At 73.8% G+C, this 23,039-nt stretch carries 24 protein-coding genes; 11 read left to right on the top strand and 13 right to left on the bottom strand.

The annotated features are described in order from the left end of the window. Positions 1–93 precede the first annotated feature (93 nt). From NBH00_RS04360 to NBH00_RS04350, 3 genes are all read right to left on the bottom strand, one after another. Positions 94–573: a hypothetical protein gene (locus NBH00_RS04360; protein ID WP_254572131.1), complete on the bottom strand. Its 480-nt coding sequence runs from the start codon at positions 571–573 to the stop codon at positions 94–96. Between the two features lie 69 nt (positions 574–642). Continuing rightward, entirely contained in the window at positions 643–1,836 is a 1,194-nt protein-coding gene (locus NBH00_RS04355) for an acyl-CoA dehydrogenase family protein (protein ID WP_254572130.1), read from the bottom strand. A gap of 84 nt (positions 1,837–1,920) precedes the next feature. Beyond that, positions 1,921–2,760, bottom strand: a complete 840-nt coding sequence (locus NBH00_RS04350; protein ID WP_254572129.1) for an SDR family oxidoreductase — start codon at positions 2,758–2,760, stop codon at positions 1,921–1,923. A 40-nt stretch (positions 2,761–2,800) separates the two neighbouring features. Here NBH00_RS04350 and NBH00_RS04345 point away from each other — a divergent pair, with 40 nt between their 5' ends. Beyond that, on the top strand, positions 2,801–4,588 hold the full coding sequence (locus NBH00_RS04345) for a cellulase family glycosylhydrolase (RefSeq protein ID WP_254572128.1): 1,788 nt from the start codon (positions 2,801–2,803) through the stop codon (positions 4,586–4,588). A 294-nt stretch (positions 4,589–4,882) separates the two neighbouring features. Here NBH00_RS04345 and NBH00_RS04340 read toward each other — a convergent pair whose 3' ends face one another. The 3 genes from NBH00_RS04340 to NBH00_RS04330 all read right to left on the bottom strand — a co-directional run bounded on the left by NBH00_RS04340 (position 4,883) and on the right by NBH00_RS04330 (position 6,746). Beyond that, positions 4,883–5,965 carry an IS110 family RNA-guided transposase gene (locus tag NBH00_RS04340; protein WP_254570847.1) on the bottom strand — a complete coding sequence of 361 codons (1,083 nt, stop codon included), beginning with the start codon at positions 5,963–5,965 and terminating at the stop codon, positions 4,883–4,885. A gap of 161 nt (positions 5,966–6,126) precedes the next feature. Next, a complete protein-coding gene (locus NBH00_RS04335) occupies positions 6,127–6,342 on the bottom strand; it encodes a (4Fe-4S)-binding protein (RefSeq protein ID WP_254572127.1) in 216 nt (71 codons plus the stop codon). Next, positions 6,342–6,746: a GNAT family N-acetyltransferase gene (locus NBH00_RS04330; protein WP_367401283.1), complete on the bottom strand. Its 405-nt coding sequence runs from the start codon at positions 6,744–6,746 to the stop codon at positions 6,342–6,344. Before NBH00_RS04330 ends, NBH00_RS04335 begins: the two co-directional genes overlap by 1 nt. Between NBH00_RS04330 and NBH00_RS04325 the strand changes: the two genes are divergently transcribed. Next, positions 6,745–7,629, top strand: a complete 885-nt coding sequence (locus NBH00_RS04325; RefSeq protein ID WP_254572125.1) for a 3-hydroxybutyryl-CoA dehydrogenase — start codon at positions 6,745–6,747, stop codon at positions 7,627–7,629. The two genes, NBH00_RS04330 and NBH00_RS04325, sit on opposite strands and share 2 nt — an antisense overlap. A 3-nt stretch (positions 7,630–7,632) precedes the next feature. On the opposite strand, the gene NBH00_RS04320 is transcribed toward NBH00_RS04325, so the two are convergent. Beyond that, a complete protein-coding gene (locus NBH00_RS04320) occupies positions 7,633–8,145 on the bottom strand; it encodes a MarR family winged helix-turn-helix transcriptional regulator (RefSeq protein WP_254572124.1) in 513 nt (170 codons plus the stop codon). Between the two features lie 47 nt (positions 8,146–8,192). Next, positions 8,193–8,966, bottom strand: a complete 774-nt coding sequence (locus NBH00_RS04315) for a crotonase/enoyl-CoA hydratase family protein (RefSeq protein ID WP_254572123.1) — start codon at positions 8,964–8,966, stop codon at positions 8,193–8,195. An 82-nt stretch (positions 8,967–9,048) separates the two neighbouring features. Here NBH00_RS04315 and NBH00_RS04310 point away from each other — a divergent pair, with 82 nt between their 5' ends. Together NBH00_RS04310 and NBH00_RS04305 are read left to right on the top strand one after the other, a co-directional pair. Beyond that, complete coding sequence (locus NBH00_RS04310; RefSeq protein ID WP_254572122.1) at positions 9,049–9,780, top strand: TMEM165/GDT1 family protein; 732 nt, start codon at positions 9,049–9,051, stop codon at positions 9,778–9,780. Continuing rightward, on the top strand, positions 9,777–9,983 hold the full coding sequence (locus NBH00_RS04305; RefSeq protein ID WP_254572121.1) for a hypothetical protein: 207 nt from the start codon (positions 9,777–9,779) through the stop codon (positions 9,981–9,983). The genes NBH00_RS04310 and NBH00_RS04305 overlap by 4 nt, the downstream gene beginning before the upstream one ends. An 82-nt stretch (positions 9,984–10,065) precedes the next feature. Here NBH00_RS04305 and NBH00_RS04300 read toward each other — a convergent pair whose 3' ends face one another. The 3 genes from NBH00_RS04300 to NBH00_RS04290 all read right to left on the bottom strand — a co-directional run bounded on the left by NBH00_RS04300 (position 10,066) and on the right by NBH00_RS04290 (position 14,914). Then, positions 10,066–10,980: a P1 family peptidase gene (locus NBH00_RS04300; RefSeq protein WP_254572120.1), complete on the bottom strand. Its 915-nt coding sequence runs from the start codon at positions 10,978–10,980 to the stop codon at positions 10,066–10,068. Positions 10,981–11,071: 91 nt separating this feature from the next. Then, the gene (locus NBH00_RS04295) at positions 11,072–13,168 is read right to left on the bottom strand and encodes a lytic murein transglycosylase (protein ID WP_254572119.1); all 2,097 of its coding nucleotides are present in this window, start codon (positions 13,166–13,168) and stop codon (positions 11,072–11,074) included. Between the two features lie 84 nt (positions 13,169–13,252). Continuing rightward, the gene (locus NBH00_RS04290; protein ID WP_254572118.1) at positions 13,253–14,914 is read right to left on the bottom strand and encodes an ATP-binding cassette domain-containing protein; all 1,662 of its coding nucleotides are present in this window, start codon (positions 14,912–14,914) and stop codon (positions 13,253–13,255) included. 157 nt (positions 14,915–15,071) lie between these two features. On the opposite strand from NBH00_RS04290, the gene NBH00_RS04285 reads away from it, so the two are divergent. Then, positions 15,072–15,506, top strand: coding sequence for an SCP2 sterol-binding domain-containing protein (locus NBH00_RS04285; protein ID WP_254572117.1), 435 nt, complete (start codon positions 15,072–15,074; stop codon positions 15,504–15,506). Between the two features lie 8 nt (positions 15,507–15,514). On the opposite strand, the gene NBH00_RS04280 is transcribed toward NBH00_RS04285, so the two are convergent. Further along, positions 15,515–15,922 carry a hypothetical protein gene (locus tag NBH00_RS04280; protein WP_254572116.1) on the bottom strand — a complete coding sequence of 136 codons (408 nt, stop codon included), beginning with the start codon at positions 15,920–15,922 and terminating at the stop codon, positions 15,515–15,517. Positions 15,923–16,044: 122 nt separating this feature from the next. Here NBH00_RS04280 and NBH00_RS04275 point away from each other — a divergent pair, with 122 nt between their 5' ends. The 6 genes from NBH00_RS04275 (at position 16,045) to NBH00_RS04250 (ending at position 22,518) form a co-directional block, all read left to right on the top strand. Then, the gene (locus NBH00_RS04275) at positions 16,045–17,256 is read left to right on the top strand and encodes a LuxR C-terminal-related transcriptional regulator (protein ID WP_254572115.1); all 1,212 of its coding nucleotides are present in this window, start codon (positions 16,045–16,047) and stop codon (positions 17,254–17,256) included. Further along, positions 17,257–18,447 carry a LuxR C-terminal-related transcriptional regulator gene (locus tag NBH00_RS04270; protein WP_254572114.1) on the top strand — a complete coding sequence of 397 codons (1,191 nt, stop codon included), beginning with the start codon at positions 17,257–17,259 and terminating at the stop codon, positions 18,445–18,447. It abuts the gene before it with no gap. 164 nt (positions 18,448–18,611) lie between these two features. Continuing rightward, complete coding sequence (locus tag NBH00_RS04265) at positions 18,612–19,679, top strand: LLM class F420-dependent oxidoreductase (RefSeq protein ID WP_254572113.1); 1,068 nt, start codon at positions 18,612–18,614, stop codon at positions 19,677–19,679. A 65-nt stretch (positions 19,680–19,744) separates the two neighbouring features. After that, positions 19,745–20,170, top strand: a complete 426-nt coding sequence (locus NBH00_RS04260; protein WP_254572112.1) for a hypothetical protein — start codon at positions 19,745–19,747, stop codon at positions 20,168–20,170. Positions 20,171–20,362: 192 nt separating this feature from the next. Next, complete coding sequence (locus NBH00_RS04255) at positions 20,363–21,358, top strand: helix-turn-helix transcriptional regulator (protein WP_254572111.1); 996 nt, start codon at positions 20,363–20,365, stop codon at positions 21,356–21,358. After that, the gene (locus NBH00_RS04250; RefSeq protein WP_254572110.1) at positions 21,355–22,518 is read left to right on the top strand and encodes a LuxR C-terminal-related transcriptional regulator; all 1,164 of its coding nucleotides are present in this window, start codon (positions 21,355–21,357) and stop codon (positions 22,516–22,518) included. The genes NBH00_RS04255 and NBH00_RS04250 overlap by 4 nt, the downstream gene beginning before the upstream one ends. A gap of 45 nt (positions 22,519–22,563) precedes the next feature. Here NBH00_RS04250 and NBH00_RS04245 read toward each other — a convergent pair whose 3' ends face one another. After that, entirely contained in the window at positions 22,564–22,971 is a 408-nt protein-coding gene (locus NBH00_RS04245) for a hypothetical protein (RefSeq protein ID WP_254572109.1), read from the bottom strand. Between the last annotated feature and the right edge of the window lie 68 nt (positions 22,972–23,039).

Raw genomic sequence — 23,039 nt, 5'->3', positions numbered from 1 at the left:
GTCCATTTCCCCCGACCAGGGTCGGGGGAAATGGACGGGCCCTGGCATCTGCGCGGCGACCCGGTCACGCGGCGGTGGACCGCACGCGAGGGGTCAGACCTCGACGAGCTCCCGCTGCGGCGCGGGTGAGCGCACCGTCTCCCAGCCCGACCGCTCGCGATCGAAGTGGTCCCAGTCGATGCCGTCGGTCGGGCTCGGGTCCTTCGGCGGCTCGTCCTCGGGACGCAGGCCGCCACCCCCGCCACCGCCGTCGTCCTCCTCGGAGCCGTCGGCGTCCGCGACCGGTTTGTCAGGCGCGTCCGCGGACGCCATCCAGCACGTCGCGAGGGCCAGCGCCGTCGCGACGCCGAGCGCCGCGAGCGCCGGCGTGAGCACGACGTAGCCGGGCAGCGACGACATCATGGCGAGGACGATGACGGCGAGCGCACCGAGGAACGTCACGGCGCTGGCGGCCATCAGCGACAGACAGATGGTCCCTGCGCGGGCAGGGTGCATCTCCGGTGTCGGGACGATGACCGCGATGACGATCATCGCCGCCACGAGGGCGATCGAGGCATGCACGTACGGCGGCACACCGCCATGCTGCCAGAGAACGCGGGGGGCGTGGGCCGGTGGACGGATGAATGACGGGCAACCTGGCGCTCAGCGCACCGCGGGGCCCGTCTCCCGCGTTCGCGCCTTGACGGCCTTCCGGGCGATCGACCAGCGGTGCGTCTCGTTCGAGCCGTCGTAGATCCGGAAGGGCCGCACCTCGGCGAGGTACCGGCCGAGCGGCTCGACGGTGATGCCGTCGCTGCCGCAGAGCTGGATCGCCGAGTCGATGACGCGATAGGTCGCCTCCGACACGTGGACCTTCGCGATCGACGAGGCCAGGCCGCCCTCGGCGCCGGAGTCGAGGACCGCGGCGGTCCGGGCGATGATCGCGCGGCTCGTCTCGATGTCGATGACGCAGTCGGCGATGAGGCGCTGCGCGAGGCCGAGGTCGGCGAGGCGGGAGCCGAACGCCTCGCGCGTCGCCGCGCGGTCCATCGCGATGTCGAGCGCGCGGGTCGCGAGGCCGAGCCAGCGCATGCAGTGCGTCAGGCGCGCGGGCGCGAGGCGGACCTGGGCGTAGCGGAAGCCCTCGCCGACGGCGCCGAGGACCTGGTCCTCGGGGACGACGCAGTCCGTGAAGGTGATGCGCGCGTGGCCGCCGGGACTGATGTGGTCGATCGTGTCGATCGCCTCCTCGACGACGAATCCGGGCGTGCCGGCGTCGACGAGGAACATCGTCGCCCTGCCGTCCGTCATCGCCATGACGATCGCGAAGGCCGCGCCGACGCCGCCGGTGATGAACCACTTCTCGCCGTTCAGCGCCCAGCCGCCGTCGACCCGGGTCGCCGTGGTCCTGAGCATCGACGGGTCCGAGCCCGCGCCCGGGGACTGCTCGGTCATCGCGAAGCACGAGCGCACGTCGCCCGCGGCGAGCGGGCGCAGGAAGCGCTCGGCCTGGTCGGGCGTCGCGATCTTCTCGAGCATCGCCATGTTGCCCTCGTCGGGCGCGGCGCAGTTCAGCGCGAGCGGTCCGAGGAGCGAGCGGCCGGCCTGCTCGAAGACGACGGCCTGCCCGGCCACGTCGAGGCCGAGCCCGCCGAACTCGTGGCCGATGTGCGGCGCGAAGAGGCCGGCGGCCTTCGCGGCGTCCTGCAGCTCGACGCGGAAGTCGTCGCTCGGACCGTGGTGCCCGCCGCCCGGCCGCGGGGTGTCGCGCGCCTCCAGCGGGACGACGACGTCGTCGATGAACTCCCGGGTGCGCTGCTGGAGCTCGCGGAGCTCGGGTGAGAGGCTCGGGTCCATGCCCGGCAGCCTAAGCGCCGCGGGCGGTCAGGCGCCCCGTGGTCGCCGCACGGCCCCACGCGAGCCCGCGGTCACGTCCTGCCCTCAACGGCCGCGTGGTCGCCGCACCTCCTGGGCCGGCTTGCCGTCCGGCCCGAGCTCGCGCTCCGGCGGCCACGCCCCGATGTGGTTGTCGCGCGCGCCGTCGATCGTGATGACCGACCCGGTCGTGTAGTCCCCCGCCGGCGACGCGAGCTGGCAGACCATCCAGGCGATCTGCTCGGGCGTGCCGAGCCGCTGGAGCGGGACCGTCTCCGCCGCGCCCTCGACGAACTGCGACGGGTACTTCGTCAGGAACGTGTCGGTGCCGACGATGCCCGGGGCGATGGCGTTGAGGCGGATGTCGAAGCGCGCCCACTCGATCGACAGCGTCTTCATAAGGCTCTCGATGCCCGCCCGCGACGCCGACGAGTGCGTCATGCCCGGGAGGCCGGTGTGCGGCGTCATCGTGATCGACACGACCTTGCCGCCGCCCCCCGGAATCATCGCCTTCGTCGCGACGGCGTGGGTCATGAGCCACGTCCCCTCGAGGTTCAGGCGGATGACGGTCCGGAAGCCCTTCGGGGTGATGAGCTCGGCCGGGGTGAGGAACTGCCCGCCCGCGTTGTTCACGAGCAGGTCGATCCGCCCGTGCCGCGCGAGCACCCCGTCGACGGCCGCGTCGACCTCGTCCTCCTCGCGGATGTCGCAGACGACGGCCTCGCAGCGGCCCGACGGCACGAGCGCGCAGGTCTCGGTCAGGGGCTCCTCGCGCCGCCCGAAGACGACGACGTGCGCACCGAGGGACGCGAGCTCGATCGCGGTCACGCGGCCGATGCCCGAGCCGCCGCCGGTGACGATGGCGACCTGGCCGTCGAGCAGCCCGTCGCGGAAGATCTCGTTCATGCGCCCGGACCCTAACCGCCGCGGCTGCGAGGCTCCCCCCATGTCCCGCCTCCTGCTCCGGCACCCGGCGCGCCGCGGCCTCCTCGTGGCCCTGCTGCTCCTCGCCGTCGCCGTCGCGCCCACCGCCGCCCACGCCGCGGTGTCCGGCCCCTTCGGCCACAAGGGCCGCTGGCTCACCGACGTCCGCGGCCGCACCCTCGTCCTCCACGGCGTGAACATGGTCTACAAGCGACCGCCCTACACGGTGCAGGCCGCCGGGTTCGGGGCCGACGACGCCGACTTCCTGAAGGCCGAGGGCCTGGACACCGTCCGCCTCGGCGTCATCTGGAAGGCGCTCGAACCGCGGCCCGGCGTGTACGACGACGCATACGTCGTGCAGCTCCACGCGACCGTCGACCTCCTGCGATCCCGCGGGATCGCGACGCTCCTCGACGCCCACCAGGACCTCTACAACGAGCGTTTCCAGGGCGAGGGCGCCCCCGACTGGGCCGTACGCGACGACGGCCTGCCGGCCGCCCCGATGGCCGGTTTCCCCGGCAACTACCTCGTGATGCCGGCGCTACAGCGGGCCTTCGACCACTTCTGGGACGACGACGCCGCCCCGGGGGACACGACCGGCCTGCAGGAGCGCTTCGCGGCCGCCTGGGCGCACCTGGCCGCGTCCTTCCGCGGCGACCCGGGCGTCCTCGGGCTCGAGCTCTTCAACGAGCCGTGGCCGGGGTCGACGTGGCAGGCCTGCCTGGCCCCGGCCGGCTGCCCGGGCTTCGAGGGCAAGCTCACCGCCTTCACCCGGCGGGTGACGGCGGCCATCCGCGCGGTCGACCCGCGGGTGCTCGTCTTCTACGAGCCGCAGCCGCTGTTCAACGACGGGACCGACACGGCGCTCGGCCCGATCGGCGATCCGCACGCCGTCTTCGCCTTCCACGACTACTGCCTCAGCGCGTCCAACACCGGCAGCGACATCGGCTGCGCGCCGTTCGACGACCTCGTCTTCCGGCACGCCGAGGCGCGCGCGACGCGGACCGGCGACGGCCTCTTCATGACCGAGTTCGGCTCGACCGACGCCACCGACGTCCTCACCCACGACGTCGAGCGGGCCGACCGGGCGATGGTGGGCTGGCAGTACTGGAGCTACTGCGCCTGCGCGGCCCCGACCGACACCGGCGGTGAGGGCGCCGGGCTCGTCCGCGACCCGGCCGTCCCGCCGTCCGGCGCGAACATCAAGCCCGCCAAGCTCCTCATCCTCGCCCGGCCCCACCCGCGTGCGGTGGCCGGGACGCTGTCGTCCTTCGGCTGGGACGGGACGACGCTGCGGGCGGCGTGGACGCCGGGCCCCGGCGACGACAGCGAGCTCGCGGTCCCCTCGCGCTCCTTCCCCCGCGGCTACGGCGTGCGCGTGACCGGCGGCGAGGTGACGTCCGCCGCGGGCGCCGCCGTCCTGCACGTCCGCGCGTGCCCGGGGGCGACGGCGGTGCGGGTGGCGGTGAGCGCGACCGACCTCGCGTCGGCCGGCGCCTGCGCGCCGCGCTTCGGCCTCGCCCTGCGCGTGCGGCACGCGCGGCTGCGTCCCGGCCGGCCGGCGCTCGTCACCCTCCGCGTCACGCGCGCGACGGGCGGCGCACCGGTCGCCGGGGCGCGGGTGACGCTCGGCGGACGCCTCGCCCGCACCGACGCCCATGGCGTCGCGCGGCTGCGCGTGCGGGCGGTGCCGCGCGGTGGCCTGCGCCTGCGCGTCACCGCGCCGGGTGCGCGCCCGCGGGTCCTGCGGCTCGCGGCCGGGTCGCGGCGCGAGGTCCGCACGACCCCGGGCCCCGGCCGGATGAACTGATATGGACGGCCGTTCGTCAACCTAGGGTCGGCGAAGTGGCGCATTAGCGCTCGTTCGTGTCTGTGCTGTCGGCTGGGTTGGTGGCGGTCCGGCAGGCTGTGCGCGACGCGCGGTCAGACTGATATGCGCGGGTTGGGTACCGCAGGACCAGGGGTTCGTCGTGGGGAGCCGCTGTCTAACATCGGGCGTGGCCGGCCCCCTGACGAGGGCGGGTTGCTCATAGTTCAGCCGCGGGTTCCCCGCGCGGTGCCGGGCCGCCACCGACCCAGCCGACGGGATGTCGCCGGGTTCAGGTCACTCGATCTGGCCGATCGCCCACGTGAATCCGGCGAGCTCGCGCGCTGCGGCGACGGCGATGATCGTGCGGCGTTTGCCGCGCTGCTCAAGGCGGTTCCATGTGCGATACAGACGCCGCTGCGCGGTCCAGGCGATCGCGACCGCTTCGGCGGGCTGCCCGTCGTGGCGATCGCTCAGCGCCTTGGTGACCCGCGGCGCCTTGCGGTAGTGCCAGGCAGCCTCGACGAGCAGCCGGCGCGCGTGCCCGGAACCGGTCTTCGTGATCGAGCCGAGGCGGCGACTTGAGCCGGTGGTGTGCTCCGAAGGGACCAGGCCGATGTAGCTCATGAGCTGCTCGGCCCGGGCGAACCGGGCGAAGTCGCCGACCTCCGAGCACAGCCCGGCGGCGGTGAGCGTGTCGATCCCGCGAAGGCACCGCAGCCGGGCGACCTGCACGCCCCACGGTGAGCTCGGAAGCATCCTCGTGATCTGCGCCTCGAGCTGATCGCGGCGATGCACGAGCACGTCGGCCGCGCCGCGCAGGTCCAGCAGCGTCGCCTGCGCCGCGGGCCACACGAGGTCGACCTGATCCAGCCAGTCACGGTGGCGCTGCGTCCATGCCTTGCCGTCATCGAAGCGATGGTCGTGACGCAGCAGCAGCTTCGACAACCGGTGGCGGGCACGCATCAGGTCCACCCGCACGGCCTCGCGCGCCCGGATCAGATCGCGCAGCGCCTCCTCCTCGTGGCCCGGCACCCGCACCGGATGCAGCTTCCCCGCCCAGAGCAAACGCACGAGCAGTTCGGCGTCACGACGATCAGTCTTCACCCGGTCACCCGACGCCCGCGGGATCTTGCTCGGCGCCGCGACCACGCACGACACCTGCCGCGCCGCGAGCTCCCGCGCCAACCCGTACCCGGTCGGCCCGGCCTCATACGCCGCCCGCACCGGCCTGGGCAGTGCGGCGCACAACCTGGCCGCCTCACGCACGTCACCGCGCAACGCGAACCACTGAAGCTCGCCGCTCTCAGCATCGAGCACCGCCGCCACGATCTTCGCGGCGTGTACGTCCAGACCAACGAGGCTTCTAGCCTTCGTCATGGCCGGTCTCCTCCTCTGTGGTTGTGGGCCGCTGCGCGGCTGCAACCGCACAGCTCAAACGTCACCCCACGACCCTTCGCGAGGGACCGGCCACTTCTACCGCCCGCCTCAGACAGACGACTCAGAACCACCGCCGCCAGCGACGGCCCGATCCATATGGTCTAGCCCGGCGCGCGCTCGATGCGCAGCGCGCCGCTCGGGCAGCGCCCGACGACCGCGACGACGTCGTCGGCCTCCGCGCCGTCCGGCTGGATCCACGGCCGGGCCTTCGTGTCGAAGACCGTCGGCAGCCCCTTCACGCACTCCGCGGCGTGCGCGCACACCTCGGGGTCGAAGGAGACGTCGACGTCCTTCCCGGCGTACGTCTTGCGGGGCATCAGAGCTCGAAGTCCTTCCGCCGGCTTTCGGGGACGAGGTCGAGGTAGTCGGCGTGGTGCTCGATATAGCGGCGCACGAATGGGCAGAACGGGAGCACGTCGAGGCCCTGTGCCCGCGCGTCGTCGAGCGCGCCCTTGATGAGCGCAGTCCCGACGCCGCGGCCCTCGAAGGACTGGTCGACCTCGGTGTGGATGAAGGCGATGAGCGTCCCGCGGCGGCGGTACTGCGCGAAGCCCGCGAGCATGCCGTCCTCATGGACGTCGTAGCGCTCCCGCTCGGGGTTGTCGCGGACGGCGGTGGCCATCGGGCGAGCATAGACCTCCGCCGCCGCCCCCTCGGACGGGGGGCTTTCCTCCGATGTCCGGTAGTCGGACGTCCGAGGGGCTGATAGCGTCGCTCCCATGTCCGAGATCACGTGCCTGGGCGTCGTCGGCGGAGGGTTCATGGGGTCCGGCATCGCCGAGTCCGCCGCCCGCGCCGGCCTCTCCGTCGTCATCCACGAACCCGAGCAGGCGCCGCTCGACCGCTCCCGCGCGCGCATCGAGGAGTCGGTCCGCCGCGCGGCCCAGCGCGGCAAGCTCAGCGAGGACGAGGCCGCCGAGATGCTCGGCCGGATCACGTGGTCCACGGAGCTCGAGGCGCTGACCGCGGCCGACGCCGTCGTCGAGGCGATCATCGAAGACGCCCGCGCGAAGGGCAGCCTCTTCAAGAAGCTCGACCAGCTCCTCCCGGACGCGATCTTCCTCGCGTCGAACACGTCCTCGATCCCGATCGCCGAGATCGCGGCCTGGACCCGGCGCCCCGAGCGCGTCATCGGCGTGCACTTCTTCTCGCCCGTGCCGGTCATGTCGCTCGTCGAGATCGTCCGCGCGATCGACACGTCCGACGCGACCGTCGCGGCCGCCGACGCGCTCGCCGCGACGCTGCAGAAGCACCCCGTCCACACCCCGGACCGCGCCGGCTTCGTCGTGAACATGCTCCTCGTCCCCTACCTCATGGCGGCGATCCGGATGTACGAGGACGGCTTCGCGACCCGCGAGGACATCGACGAGGGGATGAAGCGCGGCTGCGGCCACCCGATGGGCCCGCTGACGCTCTGCGACTTCATCGGCCTCGACGTCATGTACGCGATCGGCGAGTCCCTCTACGAGGAGTTCAAGCGCCCGGACTTCGCGCCGCCGCCGCTCCTGAAGCGGATGGTCGTCTCCGGCCACTTCGGCCGCAAGTCGGGCCGCGGGTTCTACGAGTACGAGCCCGAGCCGGCGAAGGTCGCCGCGCCGGCCTGAGGCCTACTCCGGCTCGACGAAGTCCCCGGCCGCGCGCCGGAGCTCGTGGAGCACGTCGGTGATGACGGTGACGTCGGTGCGGCTGAGCGGCTCGGTCCCGAAGCGGATCGCGTTGAGGTCCTCGGTCGCCTTCGCCGCCGTCTCGCGGCCGGGCTCGGTGATCGTCGCGAGCGTCGTGCGGCGGTCGGTCGGGTGGGCGGAGCGGACGACGTAGCCGAGCCCCTCGAGCCCGTCGATGAGGCTCGTGACGCTCGTCGGGTGGACCTGCAGGCGCGCGCCCATCTTGCCGAGCGGCAGCTCGCCCTCGCGGCTGAAGTACAGGAGCATGAGCGCCTCGTACCGCGGGAACGAGAGGCGGTGCGGCTCCAGCGCCGCGTTGAGCCGGGCGAGGATGATCTGCTGCGCGCGCATCATCGACGTCACCGCCATCATCGGCGGAGCGCTCGCCGCCCCCCAGTGCTTGCGCCACTGACGGCCGGCCTCGTCGATCGGGTCGAAGGACAGCGGGTTCGGCACGCCTGCAGCTTTCCACACGGGCGGGACGCGGCGGGTCCCGCTGCCGGCTACCCGTCGCCGAACGCGCCGTGGCGCCCCGCGCCCGCGGCGAAGCGCGCCGCGCCGGTGACCGCCGTCGCGAGCGAGCGGCCGCCGTGGACCCACTCGTTCGCGAGCGCCTCGGGCAGCTCGAGGCCGTCCTGCTCGAGCGCGGCGAGGCGGTCCCCGCGCATCGTCACCTGGGGGAACGCCGCCAGCTCGTGCGCGAGCGCCTCGGCGGCCTGGCGGGACGTCCCGGCCGGGACGACGCGGTTGGCCAGGCCGATGCGCTGCGCCTCCTCCGCCCCGACCGGCCGCCCGGTGAGGATGAGGTCCATCGCGTGGCTCAGGCCGATGAGGCGCGGCAGGCGGACGGTGCCGCCGTCGATGAGCGGCACGCCCCACCGGCGGCAGAAGACGCCGAACGTCGCGTCCTCCTCGACGACCCGCAGGTCGCACCAGCACGCGAGCTCGAGCCCGCCCGCGACCGCGTGCCCGGCGACCGCGGCGATGACCGGCTTGACGAGGTGCATCCGCGACGGACCCATCGGCCCGTCGCCGGCGCCGGGGTCGTGCAGGTGGTTCGAGCGCTCGCCGCCCATCGCCTTCAGGTCCGCGCCCGCGCAGAACGTGCCGCCCTCGCCCCACAGGACGGCGACCGCCGCCTCCTCGTCGGCCTCGAACGCGCGGAAGGCGGCGGCGAGGGCGTCGGCGGTCGGGCCGTCGACGGCGTTGCGGACCTCGGGGCGGGCGAGGACGATCGTCGTCACCGGTCCGTCCTGCTCGATGCGGACTGCACTCATGCGAGCGACACTAACGTCCCGCGCTCCCGCGCCCGCACGCGTCTACAGTCCGTGTCGTGCCCGCCCCCGTCCGCGCGCGCCGGTGACCGCCGGCGCGCTGCTCACCGCCCTCGGGTCCGGGCTCGCCGTGTCGGTCGAGCTGCTCGAGGCGCTCGCGATCGTGCTCGCCGTCGGCGTCACGCGCCGGTGGGGCGACGCCGTCCTCGGCGCGCTCGCAGGCGTGCTCGTCTGCGCCCTCACCGCGGCGCTGCTCGGCCCGGTCCTGCTCCACGGCATCCCGATCGACTCGCTGCGCCTGACGATCGGCGCGCTCCTGCTGCTCTTCGGCCTGGAGTGGCTGCGCAAGGCGGTCCTCCGCCTCGCCGGGGCGAAGGCGCGCTCGTCGGTGCTGAGGGAGTTCGCCGAGACCGAGGAGGAGCTGGCCGACGACCCGCTGCCGCCCGAGGGCGAGCCCGACTGGGCCGGCCGCATCGTCGCCTTCAAGGGCGTCGTCCTCGAGGGGGTCGAGATCGTCCTCATCGTCTCGACCCTCGCCGAGCGCCCGAGCGGCCCCGCCCCGGCGCTCGTCGGCGCCGCCGCGGCGCTCGCGCTCGTCGCGGCGCTCGGCGTGTGGCTCCGCGGCCCGCTGACCCGCCTGCCGGAGACCGAGATGAAGTGGGGCGTCGGCGTCCTGCTGACGACGTTCGGGATCTTCTTCTGCGGCGAGGGCCTGCACCTGCACTGGCCGGGCGGTGAGATGGCGGTCCTCTGGCTCGGCGCGCTCATGGCGGCGGCGAGCTTCACGCTGTCCCGGGCGGTGGCCCGTCCGCGATGACCCTCCTGCGCACCCTCCGCAAGCTCGTCCTCGGGGAGACGTGGCTCGTCCCGCTCGCGGTCGCCGCGCTCGTCGCCGGGGCCGCGCTGCTGCGCCGGGCGAGCCCGTCCGCCTGGCACGACCTCGGCCCGGTCCTGCTTCCCGTCGTGGTCGTCGCGATCCTCGTCGCGGCGGTCCTGCGGACGCTGCCGGCCCGGCGCTGAGCCCCACCGCTCCCCCGGTCGGCGTGCGGCCACGTGGGGGCATATGCCCCACGAGACCGCACGCCGCCCGTCGGCGGTGCGGTCAGTGCGGGCGCGCGGCGTCCCGGATCGCCGCCGCCGTCGCCTCCGCCGCGCTGACCTGGAGCGCGAAGGCGTCCGCCTCCACCCGGCCGGACGCGAGCGCGAAGGTCACGTCGCCGTCGTAGGGCGTGGCGACCGGGTCGACGGCGCGGGCGACGCCGGCCGTCGCCGCCCGGGCGAGCAGCCAGGCGCCGGTGCGATCGAGGATCGCATCGGTGAGGAGCGTGACGAGGACGGTCGCCTCGCGGCCGCTGGGCGGGTCCGCGAATCCGTGCCCGTCGCGGATGAGGTCGGCGGTGCGGTGCATCGTGCCGTCGGGCCCGCGGGCGCCCGCGAGGATCGTCCCGTCGGCGTCGACGACCTCGCCGACCGGGTTCACGACCGCGAGCGCGGTGACGAGCGCGCCGGCGGTCGTGTCGCTCGCCGCGCCGAAGCCGGTGTACGTCCAGCCCTCGGGGCCGAGGAGCTTCCCGGCCGCGACGCCCGCGCCCGCTCCCGCGCGCCCGCGCGCGGGGACCTCGGTGCTCGCCGCCTCGCAGGCCGCCCGGCCGGCCGCGGCGTCCGGCCGGCCGTCCGGGTCCAGGGCGCCACCGTCGAAGACGACCGCCGCGGGGACGAGCGGCACCCGGATCCCCGAGCGGGTCAGGTGGCCCTGGTCGTGCTCAGCGAGCCAGCCCACCACGCCGTCCGCGGCGGCCAGCCCGAACGCGCTGCCGCCGGTGAGCAGCAGGCCGTGGACGTGACGGGCCGCGCTCGCCGGGGAGAGGACGTCGGTCTCGCGCGTCCCCGGCCCGCCGCCGCGGACCTCGACGCCGGCGGTCGCGCCGTCGGGGGCGAGGACGACCGTGCAGCCGGTGTGGCCGCGCGGGTGGGTCCAGTGGCCGGCGCGGAAGCCGTCGGGGAGGCGCGGTTGCACGCCGCGGACGCTACCGCCCTACGCTCGCGCGCCCCCGACGCCCCGCACACCCCGCACGCCCCCGGCCGCCACCGAGGGCGGGACGGGCGCGTCAGTCGCCGCCCGGCGTCGTGCCGGGCGCGACGCCGGCGCCCACCGGGCGCAGGACGACACCGCCGCTGGGCGTGTCGATCGTCGGGTTCTGGATCTGGCCGAGGCGGGCGATGAACCGCGTCCACTGCTCGGGCTTCAGGACCGCGTCGTAGCGGAAGGCGCTCGACTGCTGCGGCGTGAAGCCGACGTGGATGTGGTCGTTGTGGTCGGGCAGCGCGAGCGTGTTCGAGGCGCCGTCGTAGGTCATGAGCGTGATGATCTGCGACGGGCGCATCGCGCCCTGCAGCGTCAGCAGCCGCCGGACCGCGAGGTCGGTGATCGACCCCTCGCCCTGGTGCCCGAGGATCGGGATGCCGTTGATCTTCGCGATGTCGACGGCGTTGCCGGACGAGTGGTCGGAGACGTTGCCGCTGCTCGTCAGGTAGCCGTGGCCGCAGCGCAGCGCGCTGACCGTCGGTCGCATCCCGGAGGCAGCGAGGAACTCGAGCGTCGCGAGGACGCGCCGGTCGATGATGCCCGCCCTGATGTCGCGGCGGCCGCAGGCGTAGATGTCGATCCGCGGGTTGGCGAGCACCTCGCGCATGAGCGTCGTCTTGCTCTGGAGCAGGATCTGGCCGATCGTCTCGGTGCGGGACGCCGTGAGCGGGTTCTGCCCGAGCGCGCGGTAGACGGCCGTCGTCTCGAGCAGCTGCCAGCCGTCGAGGATCGGCTTCGGGTCGATCCGCGGGGCGCCGACGCCGGCGGGCCGGATCTCGAAGGCGAGGTGCGACGCGACGCGTCGGGTCGCGGGCCCGACCTCGCCGACCGTCGTGCCGGCCTTGATGAGCGAGCCGACCTTCAGCCGCCGGACGGGGACGCCGCGCAGCTGCCGCCGCACCGCCGGCCGGTCCGGGTTCGCGAAGAGGCGGATCTTCCCGACGGTCGCGACGGGGCCCGGGGACGTCGGCGCGGCGCGGTAGGACCGCGCCACCGAGCCGAGGTCCCCGTACGTGTAGACGTTGCCCGAGTTGTCGCGAAGCTGGACGAAGCGGCCGAGGCGGTGGGTGTGGCCGATGCGGACGACCTTGCCGTCCTGCACCGCGACGACGCGGGACCCCGCCTGCGCGAAGAGGTGCGCGGTCGGGCCCGAGCGGGCGTAGCGCGTCGGCGCGTCGACCGGGAAGCGCCCCTCGGTCAGACCGGTGAGCGACTCGACGAGCGCCGACGGGATGCCCGAGATGAGCCGCGCCCGCATGAGCACGGAGTCGACGTACCAGCCGGCGTGGTTGTAGGCGAAGATCGCCTTGCGGATGTCCTTGTCGCCGCCCGCCGCCTTGAGGTAGCGCGCCGCCGCGAAGATCGCGTCGACCGGGTTGTACGGGTCCTTCTTGCCGTCGCGGTTCGCGTCGACGCCGTAGCGCTTCCACGTCTCGGGGATGAACTGCATCCACCCGAGCGCGCCGGCGCTCGACACGTCGAGGTTGCGCCCGTAGTCCGTCTCGATCTCGTTGATCGCCGCGAGGACCTCCCAGCGCACGCCGTACTCGGTGCCGGCCGCCTGGTAGATCGGCAGCAGGAACGGCGGGATCCGGAACTTGTCGATGAAGAACGACGGCACGCCGATCGGGGCGGGCCCGGGCAGCGCGTAGGAGAACGTCGGGTTCGACGGCGCGGGGACGCTGAGCTTCGGGCCCGGCTTGGCCGACGGGTGGTCGCGGGGCGCGGTGGTCGACGACGCGGCGGGCGCGGTGATCGGTGCCGCCGCGCTCTTGCCGGCGTGCTTCGCGCGGTGCTTGCGGGCGTGCTTGTGCTTCGCCTTCACCGCGGCCGGCGCACGCGCGGCCGGCGTCGCCGCGGGCGCCTTCGCCGCCGGATCTGAGTTGATCAGCTCGACGCGCGCGATCGGCAGCGTGATGCCCGGGAGCTGCACCTGGTCCAGCGGCGTGCCGGACGGCAGGTTCGCGGTGACGGTCACCTGCTTGCCGCCCGGCAGCGTCACCACGACCGTGACGGGGTTCGCCGCGGCCGCGCCCGCGGTCGCCCCCATCCCGATCCCGGCCAGTGCCGCCGCCGCGCCAACTCCCGCGAGCTTCCTGCCCCCACGCCTCGTACCCATACCGGCGATCCTCGTGCCCCCTGACCCCCGAGCGAGTCCCCCCAGGGGGTGATATGCGCGATCCGTTGGAGGCGACTTCGCTGCTCAGGGGCGGTTCTCACGTCCGAGCGCCCGCACGCCCAGGGCGAGGAAGGCGGCCCCGATGGCCGCCATCGCGGCGAGCGCGACGAGCGGCTTCTCGCCGAAGAAGCCGGACTGCAATCCGGTCACCGCTCCGAGGTTCGACCCGAGCCGCTCGTCGAGGCCCATCGCCCCGCCGATCGCCGCGAGCGCCCAGCGCCCGAGCACCGCGTCGGTGAGGACCTTCAGCGGCGGGATCATCTTGTCGATCGGGATGAGCGCGCCGGCGAAGAGGAGCTGCGGGATGAGCAGCAGCGGGACCGACGTCGTCGCCTGGTCGGGGGTGCGGGCGGCGGCCGAGAGCCACAGGCCCATCGCCGCGGCCGACCACCCGGTGACGATGCAGAAGCCGACGATGAGCGGCGCGCCCTGGGGCACGGGCTGCAGCGCCATCGCCGCGCCCGCCAGCAGCAGCGTCTGCAGCGCGACGACCGGCATGAGGGCAAGCGCCTTCGCGACGAGGTAGCCGCCCGGCCGGACCCCGACGGCGAGCTCGCGCTCGATGATCGCCCGCTGCGAGACGACCTGCCGGCAGGCGGCGATGACCCCGAGCCAGATGCTCGCGGTGAGGAGCATGAACGCGAAGAGCACGCCGTAGAACGGGCCGAAGGTCTGGTCGCCGAGGACGCCGCGCGGCAGCACGACCGCCATCGCGATCCCGATGACCGGCGCCTGCCCGAGGAGGATCGCGAGCGAGCGTCGGTCGCGCAGGTGGCAGATCGCCTCGCGCGCGAGCAGCGCCGGGAGCTGGCCCGGGGCCGGGGCCATGCGCCCGCTTCCGCCGCCCCCACCGGCCGGCGTGAGGACGGGGCGGGCCGCGGCGCCGGGCGTCCCGCCGGCGGGACGCCCGGCCGGGCGCGTGTCGTCGGTGAGCGCGTCGTAGACCTCCTCGAGGTCCTCGACGCCGAGCGCGGCGACCATCCCGTCCGGCGGCCCCGCGTAGCGCACGATGCCGCCCGGCGAGACGGCGACGACGGTGTCGCAGCGGTGCAGGCTCGCGGTCGAATGCGTCGCGACGAGCACCCCGCGGCCCTCGTCGGCGAGGCGCCGGAGCATGATCATCAGGCGCCGCTCGAGCCCGGGGTCCAGCCCGGCGGCCGGCTCGTCGAGGAGCAGGACGCCCGGCCGCCCGACGAGCTCCACCCCGCACGAGGTCCGGCGGCGCTGGCCCTTGGAGAGCGTCGCGACCCGGGCCTCCTCCAGGCCCGTGAGCCGCAGGTCGTCGATGACCTCGTGCACCCGCGCGAGGACGTCGCCGCCGTCGCCGCCCGCCGGGGCGCGCAGCCGGGCGGCGAACAGCAGCTCCTCGAAGACGGTCAGCTCGTCGTGGAGCAGGTCGTCGGCCGGCACGAAGCCGACCGCCCCTGCAGCGCCGCCCGCGGTCTGCACCCGGCCGGCCGCGAGGGGCAGGGTGCCGGCGAGTGCCCGCAGGAGGGACGTCTTCCCCGCCCCGCTCGGCCCGATGACCGCGACGAGCTCCCCCGCCGCGAGCGTCAGCGAGGTCGGCTGGACGAGCGTCTGCTCGCCCGCGCGGACACTCACCCCCTCGGCGACGAGCAGCGTCGCGGTGGGGGGAGATCCGAGGCGATCCGACTGGTCGGGGATCGGCAGACCGCTCACTGACATGGTGTCAGCCTCCCTCATAGGGTGCTCCCCAATCATCCCTTGTGGGTATGACTTTCGTGGCGCTTTGGGAATATGTTCCTTGTGCTCCTGGTTGCAAGCGGTGACGGGAGGCGCCGCCGCGGCACCAGTCGGGTCGAGAGAGAGAGGAGTCCCCACCATGCCGCGAAGCGCTGCCCGTCCTCTGCGCCCGTTCCCCGGGGCCGACGTCGCCGAGTCGACCCCCGCCGCGCGGATCGCCGACACCGTCGCCGCCCTCGACGGTGTCTTCGCCCGCGAGGAGGTCGCCGCGAAGGTCCGGCAGGCCGGCGTCCTGCTCCGGCTCGACTGCACGGACCGCGCGGTGCAGCCGATCTTCCTCATCCTCGACGAGGACCCCGTGCACGTGACGCTCGACCCGCCCGGGCGTCGCCCCGACGTCGTGCTGACGCTGACGACGGAGAGCCTCCAGGCCGTGATGTGTGACGGCGTGGCCCTCCCGCTGCGGATCCTCTCCGGCGAGATCGCCTTCCAGGGTCCCGTCCGCAAGTTCCTCCGGGTCCTCCCCGTGCTGCGCGCGGCGATGACGGACGCGGCGACCACCGAAGGCCGTTGAGCCGGCCGTCACTGCACGCCTGCGGGGGCGTCCTTCAATGCGACCATCGTCCGGTACATCGGGAACAGCGGCTTCGTCATCGGGATGAGGTCGAGCAGGCGGTCGACCGGGCCGCGCGCCTTGACCTTCCCGCGCGAGAGGCCGACCGCCAGGTTGTACTCGCCCCGCCAGTAGCGGTCCGCGACGTCCGCCGGCATCCGCACCACGACATCCGCATCGAGGGCGTCACCACCGTCGACGACGACGATCGGATCCTCGAGCCGCACGGTGAGCGACGCCTCCGGGTCGCTGTAGAACAGCTGCAGGACGAAGCCCGCGCGCGCGAGATCCGGGCCGATGGTCGGGTGCTCGGCCGCCGCGCGGAATGCGCCGCCGACGTAGTGGTAGAGCTCGCCGGCATCGCGGAAGTAGGCCATGGCCCCACGTTCCCGCTGCGTCGTCCCCCGAACATGCCCCCTGGGCCAGAGCCTCGTCGGCCGAAGGGGGAGTCGGTCGGAAGGACACCTGTCGCCGCTGCCCACACCGGGGTAGTGTCGCCGTGAGGTTCCTTCTGGAGGAGGAGGTGGAGATGGCGGCAGCGACGCACGCTGCGCAGGACCGGTCGCTGGCCGTGCTCGAGGAGCGCGCCGCGGAGATGGCTGCGCGGGCCCGGCAGCTCATCGACTCGCACACCCTCGACACGAACCCGGCGTACCCCGAGCAGCTCGCCGAGGAGCTCGAGGCCATCTGCAGGCAGCTGCGCACGCGGCTGACGAGCGACCAGTCCCTCTCCCGCGCCCCGGTGAAGGCCGCCTCGCTCTGCGACGTCCTCGTCGAGCTCACCGACCTGCAGCAGGACCTGCGCGAGCGCGTCATCGCGCAGCGCTTCGAGGTCCTCGCCCGCGTCCACGGCGGCCTCACCCGCCTGCGCGGACTCGAGTCCGTCGCGGAGCTCCTGCAGGAGGCGGTCGAGGAGCTGTGTCACTGCTGCGACTTCGACCGCGCCGTGCTGTCGCGCGTCGACGGCTCCACCTGGAAGCCGGAGGTCATCTGCATCGCCGCGGGCCAGGACCCGGAGGTGACGGCGGCGACCGAGGCGTTCCTGAAGGGTGCCGAGATCCCGCTCAGCCCGATGCTGCTCGAGACCGAGCTGGCCCGCCGCGCGTCGCCCGCGCTCGTCACCGACCCGCAGGAGAACCAGCGCACGCACAAGCCGCTCATGCAGGCGTCCGGCACGAAGGCGTACGTCGCCACCCCGGTCCTCCAGGGCCGGCGGGTCATCGGCTTCCTCCACGCGGACTGCTACGGCAGCGGCCGCGAGCTCACGACCCTGGACCGCGACAACCTGTGGACGTTCGCCGAGGGCTTCGGCCTCATCTTCGAGCGGCTCGTCCTCGTCGAGCGGCTCGACACCCAGCGCGACCGCGTCAAGGCGTCCTTCCGCACGGCGGAGGAGAACCTCGACCGCCTGTGCGACGCGGAGGTGAAGCTCGCCCGGCAGGAGCGCGAGGCCAAGAGCGTCGCCCAGAGCGCGGCGGGCATGCTCGCACCCACCGAGTCGCGCATCAACCTCCTGCTCACCGCCCGCGAACGCGAGGTCCTCAACCTCATGATCAGCGGCGCCCGCAACAGCACGATCGCCGACGAGCTCGTCATCGCCGAGGGCACCGTGAAGTCGCACGTGAAGAACATCTGCCGCAAGCTCCGCGCGACGAACCGCGCCGAGGCCGTGTCCAAGTACCTGCAGATCGTCATGCGGAGCCGGATGTAGATGAGCGTCCTCGACGACCCCCGCGAGCACCCCTTCCCCGCCGCGTCCCCGACCGTCCGCTGGCGCCGCCGGCGGGCCCAGCTCACGGTCCGGATCAACGAGGCGGTGCAGCAGGCACGGACGCTCATCGGCCCCGACCTCGAGGTCGAGCCGCTCGACGCGAGCGATCCGGGCCGCGCGAACGAGGTCATCACCTCGCTGACCTGGCTCGCGATCGAGCGCCTGCGCGAGCAGCGCCCGGCGCGCGCGGCGACGACCGGCATGTGCGAGCTCATCTGCGACCTGCAGACGCTCGCGCTCGAGCTCCACGACCACGACATGGCGAGCAGGACCCGCCGCATCGCCGCGGTCGAGACCGGCCTCGCGAGCCTCCGCGCGATCACGAGCACGTCGGACCTGCTCGACCGCGTCTGCAAGGCGCTCGTCCGCAGCGGCGGCTTCGAGCGCGCGCTCCTCTCCCGGGTCGACGACAACGTGTGGTCCCCCTGGGTCGGGCACTTCACGGACGCGATGCCGGGCTGGTTCGACAGCTGGATCGACACCCGCATCCCGCTCGGCGAGATGGTGCTCGAGACGACGCTCCTCACCGAGCACCGGCCGAGCCTCGTGCACGACGTCAACGCCCCGGAGATCCACCAGATCGTCCGCGACGGGCTCTCCGGCTCCTACGTCGTCGCGCCGGTCATGCCGGCCGGCAACGTCGTCGGCTTCCTCCACGCCGACCACCAGGTCTCCGGCCGCCGCTGCGACGAGGCCGACCGCGACGTGCTGTGGGCGTTCGCCGAGGGCTTCGGCCACATCTACGAGCGCACCGTCCTCCTCGAGGGCGTGCGGGCGCAGCGCGAGGAGCTCCGCGACCTCATGTCCGAGGTCGACACGGCGATGCAGCAGCTCTGCGAGTCGGAGATCGAGCTCGCGTCGCAGCCGAGCACCGGCTCCTCGGTGACCCGCACCGCGGTCTCCGTGCTCACGACGATGAGCTCGAAGATGGAGGAGCTGACGCCGCGGGAGGCGGAGGTCCTGACGCTCATGGTCGCGGGGGCGAAGAACGGCGCCATCGCCGAGAAGCTCGTCATCACCGAGGGAACGGTGAAGTCCCACGTCAAGCACATCCTGCGCAAGCTCGGGGCGGTCAACCGCTCGCAGGCGATCGCCCATTACCTCGGCGTGTCGCACGAGGACCTCAGCTGACGGCTCACGACGGTGGTCCGGGGGGTACCGCCGTCGGGCGGATCGACCGGCGCCTGCGTCGGGGCGAAGCTCGTGGTGCACTTCCACGGCTGACCCCCTTCCGACGCACGGTCCCCCCGCGCCGGGGGGACGAACGCACGTCCGGGCCCGCCTAGCTTGGCGGGATGAAGCTCGGACTCCACATCGCCTACTGGGGCCTCGGCCTCGACGCCGACGACCAGTTGCGGCTCGTCCTCGAGGCCGAGGAGGCCGGCTACGACGTCGTCTTCGTCGGCGAGGCCTACGGGTCGGACGCGGCGACGATCCTCACCTGGATCGCGTCGAAGACCTCTCGGATCGGGGTCGCGTCGGGGGTCTTCCAGATCCCGGCCCGCTCGGCCGCGATGACCGCGATGACGGCGGCGACGCTCGACCAGCTGTCCGAGGGGCGCTTCCGCCTCGGGCTCGGGACGTCGGGCCCGCAGGTCGCCGAGGGGTGGCACGGCCAGCGGTTCGACCGGCCGCTCGGGCGCACCCGCGACTACGTCGCGATCGTCCGCAAGGCCCTCACCCGGGAGCGCCTGGAGTACGAGGGCAAGACGATGACGCTGCCCCTGCCCGACGGCCCCGGGCGCTCCCTGAAGCTCACGATCGGCCCGTACCAGGACCGCATCCCCGTGTACCTCGCCGCGATCGGGCCGCAGAACACCGCCCTCGCCGGTGAGATCGCCGACGGCTGGATGCCCGTCCTCTTCTCGCCGGACCACGTCGACAACGTCACGCCGATGCTCGCCGAGGGCGCCGCCCGGGCCGGTCGCACCGTGGAGGACATCGCGATCACGCCGCTCGTCTACGCGGCCGTCGACGAGGATCTCGACGCGGCCCGGGACGCGGTGCGCGACATGACCGCGCTGTACGTCGGCGGCATGGGCTCGAAGGAGAAGAACTTCTACAACACGCTCGTCCGCAGCTACGGCTTCGAGGACGAGGCGGAGCGCGTGCAGGACCTCTACCTCGGCGGCGAGAAGGAGGCGGCGAAGGCCGCGCTGAGCGACGAGCTGCTCGACACGGTGTGCCTCTGCGCCACCCCCGACAGCGTCGGCGAGCGCCTCGACGAGTACGCGGCCGCGGGCGTCGACACGCTGCTCGTGAACCCGATCGGGGCGACGCTCGAGGACCGGATCGAGCAGCTGCGCGCCATCGCCAGTGCCACCCGAAAAGGGGTCTACTCCCAAAGGGGGGGGTTCGTGTAGCGCAGGCGGGATGCCCCGGAAACCCCCCGACCTTAGGTTCACTTGAGCCGAATCGAACGGAGACGATGATGACCCCCCAGAGCAGCAACCTCCCCGAGCTCATGGTCGAGTTCTTCAACCGCGCCGCGGAGGACGCGGAGCTGAGCGAGCGGATGAGCTTCGCGAACACCGTCGTCCACATGCACTTCACCGACCTCGTCGGCGAGAACGCCTGCACGGTCTCGCTCGACCGCGATCCGATCAGCGCGGAGCTCGGTGCCGTCGGGTCCGGGGAGGTCGAGCTCTTCGGTACCGCGCAGGTCTACCAGGACCTCTTCCTCGGCAGCGACCAGCTCCCGATCGCGATCCTCAACGGCAAGATCAGCTATACGGGTCCGGTGCGGAAGTTCCTGCGCGTCGTGCCGATCCTGCAGTCGTTCGACTTCGACATGTTCCGCGGCCTCGCCTCCGCCCCCGCGGTCTCCGCCGCGCCGCGGGACCCGGCGGCCTGAGCCCCCGGGCCGCGTCCAGGCGCGGTCAGCGCGCGGCGAGGACCTCGGCGCCCACCGGCTCCCCCGCGCCCGGACGTCGCGCGTGACCCGCCGATGACGACCATCGCAGCCCCATCGACCCCTCGTCTCCGCCCGGTCCCCGCCGGAGGGCCGGGCGCCGCCGCCCGCCCCTGCCGGTCCGCCCTGGCGGCGATGGCCCGTGACCCCTCGCTCGGCCCGGCGCAGGCGGGCGCCGCGCTCGACGCCCTGGCGCAGCTCGACGCGGAGATCTGGCAGCGTGAGGCGAGCGACCGCGGCGACCGGCTCGAGTCGCTCGTCCGGATCCACGAGGCGCTCGGGCGGCTGCAGCAGTGCCGCGGGCCGGCCGAGCTCATCGAGGCGGCCCCGCGCGAGGTCCGGCGGGCCTGCGGGTTCACCCGCGTCCTGCTCTCCCGCGTGCACGGCCTGCGCTGGGTGCCCTACGCCCTCGACGAGGACGAGCGCTTCGCCGACCCCGAGTTGACGCGGGCGTTCGCGGCAGCGCTCGACAACGCGGACATCCCGCTCGCCGACCTGCACCTCGAGACCGAGATGGTGCGCCGCCGCGCCCCGCTGCTCGTGAGCGAGGCGACCGCGCCCGACCGCGACAACCCCGTGCTGCGGGCGGCGGGCTGCACCGCCTACGTCGGCGCTCCGGTGGCGCCCACGCACCGGGTCATCGCGCTGTTCCACGCCGACTTCCGCGGGGCCGGGCACGGCCCGACGAAGGCCGACCGGGACAACCTGTGGGCGTTCGCCGAGCACTTCGGCCTCCTCTTCGAGCGGGCTGTGCTCATCGACCGGCTGGCCCGTCAGCGCGAGGCGCTCGACGCCGCCTTCGCCAGCGCCGCCCGCCGCGTCGACGAGGTCTACCGGGTCGAGATGGCGCTCACGATGCAGGAGCCCGCGACCGGCGCGACCGCCCCCGCCACGGTCTCCGGCTGGGTCCGCCCGGGGCTCAGCCCCGTCATCACCGCCCGCGAGCGCGAGGTCCTCGAGCTCATGGCGCTCGGGCACACGAACGTCGCGATCGCGCAGGCCCTCGTCGTCTCCGAGGCCACGGTGAAGTCGCACGTCAAGCGCGTCCTCCGCAAGCTCCACGTGACGAACCGCGCGGAGGCGGTCGCGCGGTACCTGCACTTCGTCAAGCTCGAGGGCGGTGCGCCGTGACCGTCGCCACCGACCCCTCCGGGATCGCCGACCTGCTGTCGGCCTGCGCGAGCGTCGCGACGCGGGCGGCCGCCGTGCTGCGCGAGGACCTGGATGCCGGCCGCCCGGCGACGCTCGCCGACGTCGGGGCGCTCCGGGCGCGGCTCGCCGCCGCGGTCGCCGCCGAGCCCGGCGCGGCGCGCCGCGCGCGGCTCGTCGACCTCGCGCTCGAGGCGCGGTCGGTCGAGGTCGAGGCGCACCGCCTCGCGGGCGTGCGGCGGGCGGGCCTCTTCGACCGCGTCGAGCGCAGCCTCGCGCGCATCCGCGACGCCGGGTCCTCGGCGGCGATGGTCGAGACCGTCTGCCGCGAGGCGGTCACCGCCTGCGGCTTCACGCGGGCGATGCTCAGCCGCGTCGAGCACGGGACGTGGTTTCCGTGGATGACGCACTTCACCGAGCGCTTCGACGCCGAGGAGGAGTTCGTCGCCTGGGCCCGGTCCGCGGCGATGCCGTTCCACGTCGACACGCTCGAGGCGGAGGTCGTCCGCTCCGGCCGGGCCGAGCTCGTCTGCGACACGGCGACCGACCCGCGGGTCGAGCGGCCCCTGGCGGCGCCGGGCGGGACGCGGGCCTACGTGGTCGCCCCGATCACCCCCGCCGGGCGGGTCGTCAGCCTCCTGCACTGCGACCGCCCGCCGGGCGACCGCGGCCTCGACGAGACCGACCGCGACGCGCTCTGGGTCTTCGCCGAGGGGTTCGGGCGCGCGTTCGAGCGGGCCGTCATGCTCGAGCGGCTGGCGAGCCACCGCGAGCACGTGCGGTCCGCCTTCCGCGAGACGGAGGACGTCATGCTCGCGCTGTCCCACGCGGAGATCGAGTTCGTCCGGGACGAGAGCAAGGACTGGGACACCGTCGCCCTCGTCGGGGACGACCGCCGCCGCGCCGCGATCGACGACCTGCTCACCGCACGCGAGCGCGACGTGCTCGCGCTCATCGTCCAGGGCCGTACGAACCGGGCCATCGCCGAGGCGCTGGCGATCAGCGTCGGGACCGTGAAGTCCCACGTCAAGCATCTGCTGCGCAAGCTCGGCGCCGCGAACCGGACGCAGGCGATCTCGATGTACCTCGGGTCCCGGCCGCTCGGCCCGGACGACGAGCACGCCGAGCCCCGGGCCGCCTGACGACACGACCGGCCGGGGCTCGCCCGGCCGGGCCCGCCCGGCCGCTCAGGACGCCTGCGCGCCGCACGTCAGGTCGGTCCCCTGCCCGCGGAACAGGCCGAAGTCGAACGACTGCATGATCGGCACGACCCGCAGGAACTTCCGCACCGGGCCGCGGTACGTCACCTCCCCGTTCAGGATCGCGATCGGCAGTGCGACCCGGCCGGCGAACAGCGAGATGCCGGTCTCGGCGCTCATCGCGAGCTCGATCTCCGCCTCGGCGCTTGCGCCGACCTCCGCCTCGATCGGGTCGCGGTCGAGCCACACCGTGCAGGCGTTCTCCCCCTCCACGTCCGTGTAGGTGATCTGGACGACGGTGGCGGCGAAGCTCATGCGCTCGCTCAGCTCGGCGTCCTGCGCGCCCTTGCGGAAGAACGCGACCGTGAGGCCAGGGAGGTCGTTGGCACCGTGCACCGCTCGATGGTCGCCGCTCGGGAGGTGAGGGTCATGCCCCCATCGGATGAAGCGTGACCCTCGACTGG

Source organism: Paraconexibacter antarcticus (assembly GCF_024220175.1).
Taxonomy (GTDB): Bacteria; Actinomycetota; Thermoleophilia; order Solirubrobacterales; family Solirubrobacteraceae; genus Paraconexibacter; species Paraconexibacter antarcticus.
Note: the sequence above shows the minus strand (reverse complement) of the source record. Positions and strands in the feature narration are given on the sequence as shown.

Bases quoted from the DNA above. Each gene is read 5' to 3' on its own strand.
- NBH00_RS04340 (WP_254570847.1), bottom strand. From the start codon at position 5,965: ATGACGAAGGCTAGAAGCCTCGTTGGTCTGGACGTACACGCCGCGAAG.
- NBH00_RS04290 (WP_254572118.1), bottom strand. From the start codon at position 14,914: ATGTCAGTGAGCGGTCTGCCGATCCCCGACCAGTCGGATCGCCTCGGA.
- NBH00_RS04280 (WP_254572116.1), bottom strand. From the start codon at position 15,922: ATGGCCTACTTCCGCGATGCCGGCGAGCTCTACCACTACGTCGGCGGC.
- NBH00_RS04330 (WP_367401283.1), bottom strand. From the start codon at position 6,746: ATGGGAGCGACGCTATCAGCCCCTCGGACGTCCGACTACCGGACATCG.
- NBH00_RS04285 (WP_254572117.1), top strand. From the start codon at position 15,072: ATGCCGCGAAGCGCTGCCCGTCCTCTGCGCCCGTTCCCCGGGGCCGAC.
- NBH00_RS04350 (WP_254572129.1), bottom strand. From the start codon at position 2,760: ATGAACGAGATCTTCCGCGACGGGCTGCTCGACGGCCAGGTCGCCATC.
- NBH00_RS04260 (WP_254572112.1), top strand. From the start codon at position 19,745: ATGATGACCCCCCAGAGCAGCAACCTCCCCGAGCTCATGGTCGAGTTC.
- NBH00_RS04270 (WP_254572114.1), top strand. From the start codon at position 17,257: ATGAGCGTCCTCGACGACCCCCGCGAGCACCCCTTCCCCGCCGCGTCC.
- NBH00_RS04265 (WP_254572113.1), top strand. From the start codon at position 18,612: ATGAAGCTCGGACTCCACATCGCCTACTGGGGCCTCGGCCTCGACGCC.
- NBH00_RS04335 (WP_254572127.1), bottom strand. From the start codon at position 6,342: ATGCCCCGCAAGACGTACGCCGGGAAGGACGTCGACGTCTCCTTCGAC.
- NBH00_RS04345 (WP_254572128.1), top strand. From the start codon at position 2,801: ATGTCCCGCCTCCTGCTCCGGCACCCGGCGCGCCGCGGCCTCCTCGTG.
- NBH00_RS04315 (WP_254572123.1), bottom strand. From the start codon at position 8,966: ATGAGTGCAGTCCGCATCGAGCAGGACGGACCGGTGACGACGATCGTC.
- NBH00_RS04305 (WP_254572121.1), top strand. From the start codon at position 9,777: ATGACCCTCCTGCGCACCCTCCGCAAGCTCGTCCTCGGGGAGACGTGG.
- NBH00_RS04255 (WP_254572111.1), top strand. From the start codon at position 20,363: ATGGCCCGTGACCCCTCGCTCGGCCCGGCGCAGGCGGGCGCCGCGCTC.
- NBH00_RS04295 (WP_254572119.1), bottom strand. From the start codon at position 13,168: ATGGGTACGAGGCGTGGGGGCAGGAAGCTCGCGGGAGTTGGCGCGGCG.
- NBH00_RS04355 (WP_254572130.1), bottom strand. From the start codon at position 1,836: ATGGACCCGAGCCTCTCACCCGAGCTCCGCGAGCTCCAGCAGCGCACC.
- NBH00_RS04325 (WP_254572125.1), top strand. From the start codon at position 6,745: ATGTCCGAGATCACGTGCCTGGGCGTCGTCGGCGGAGGGTTCATGGGG.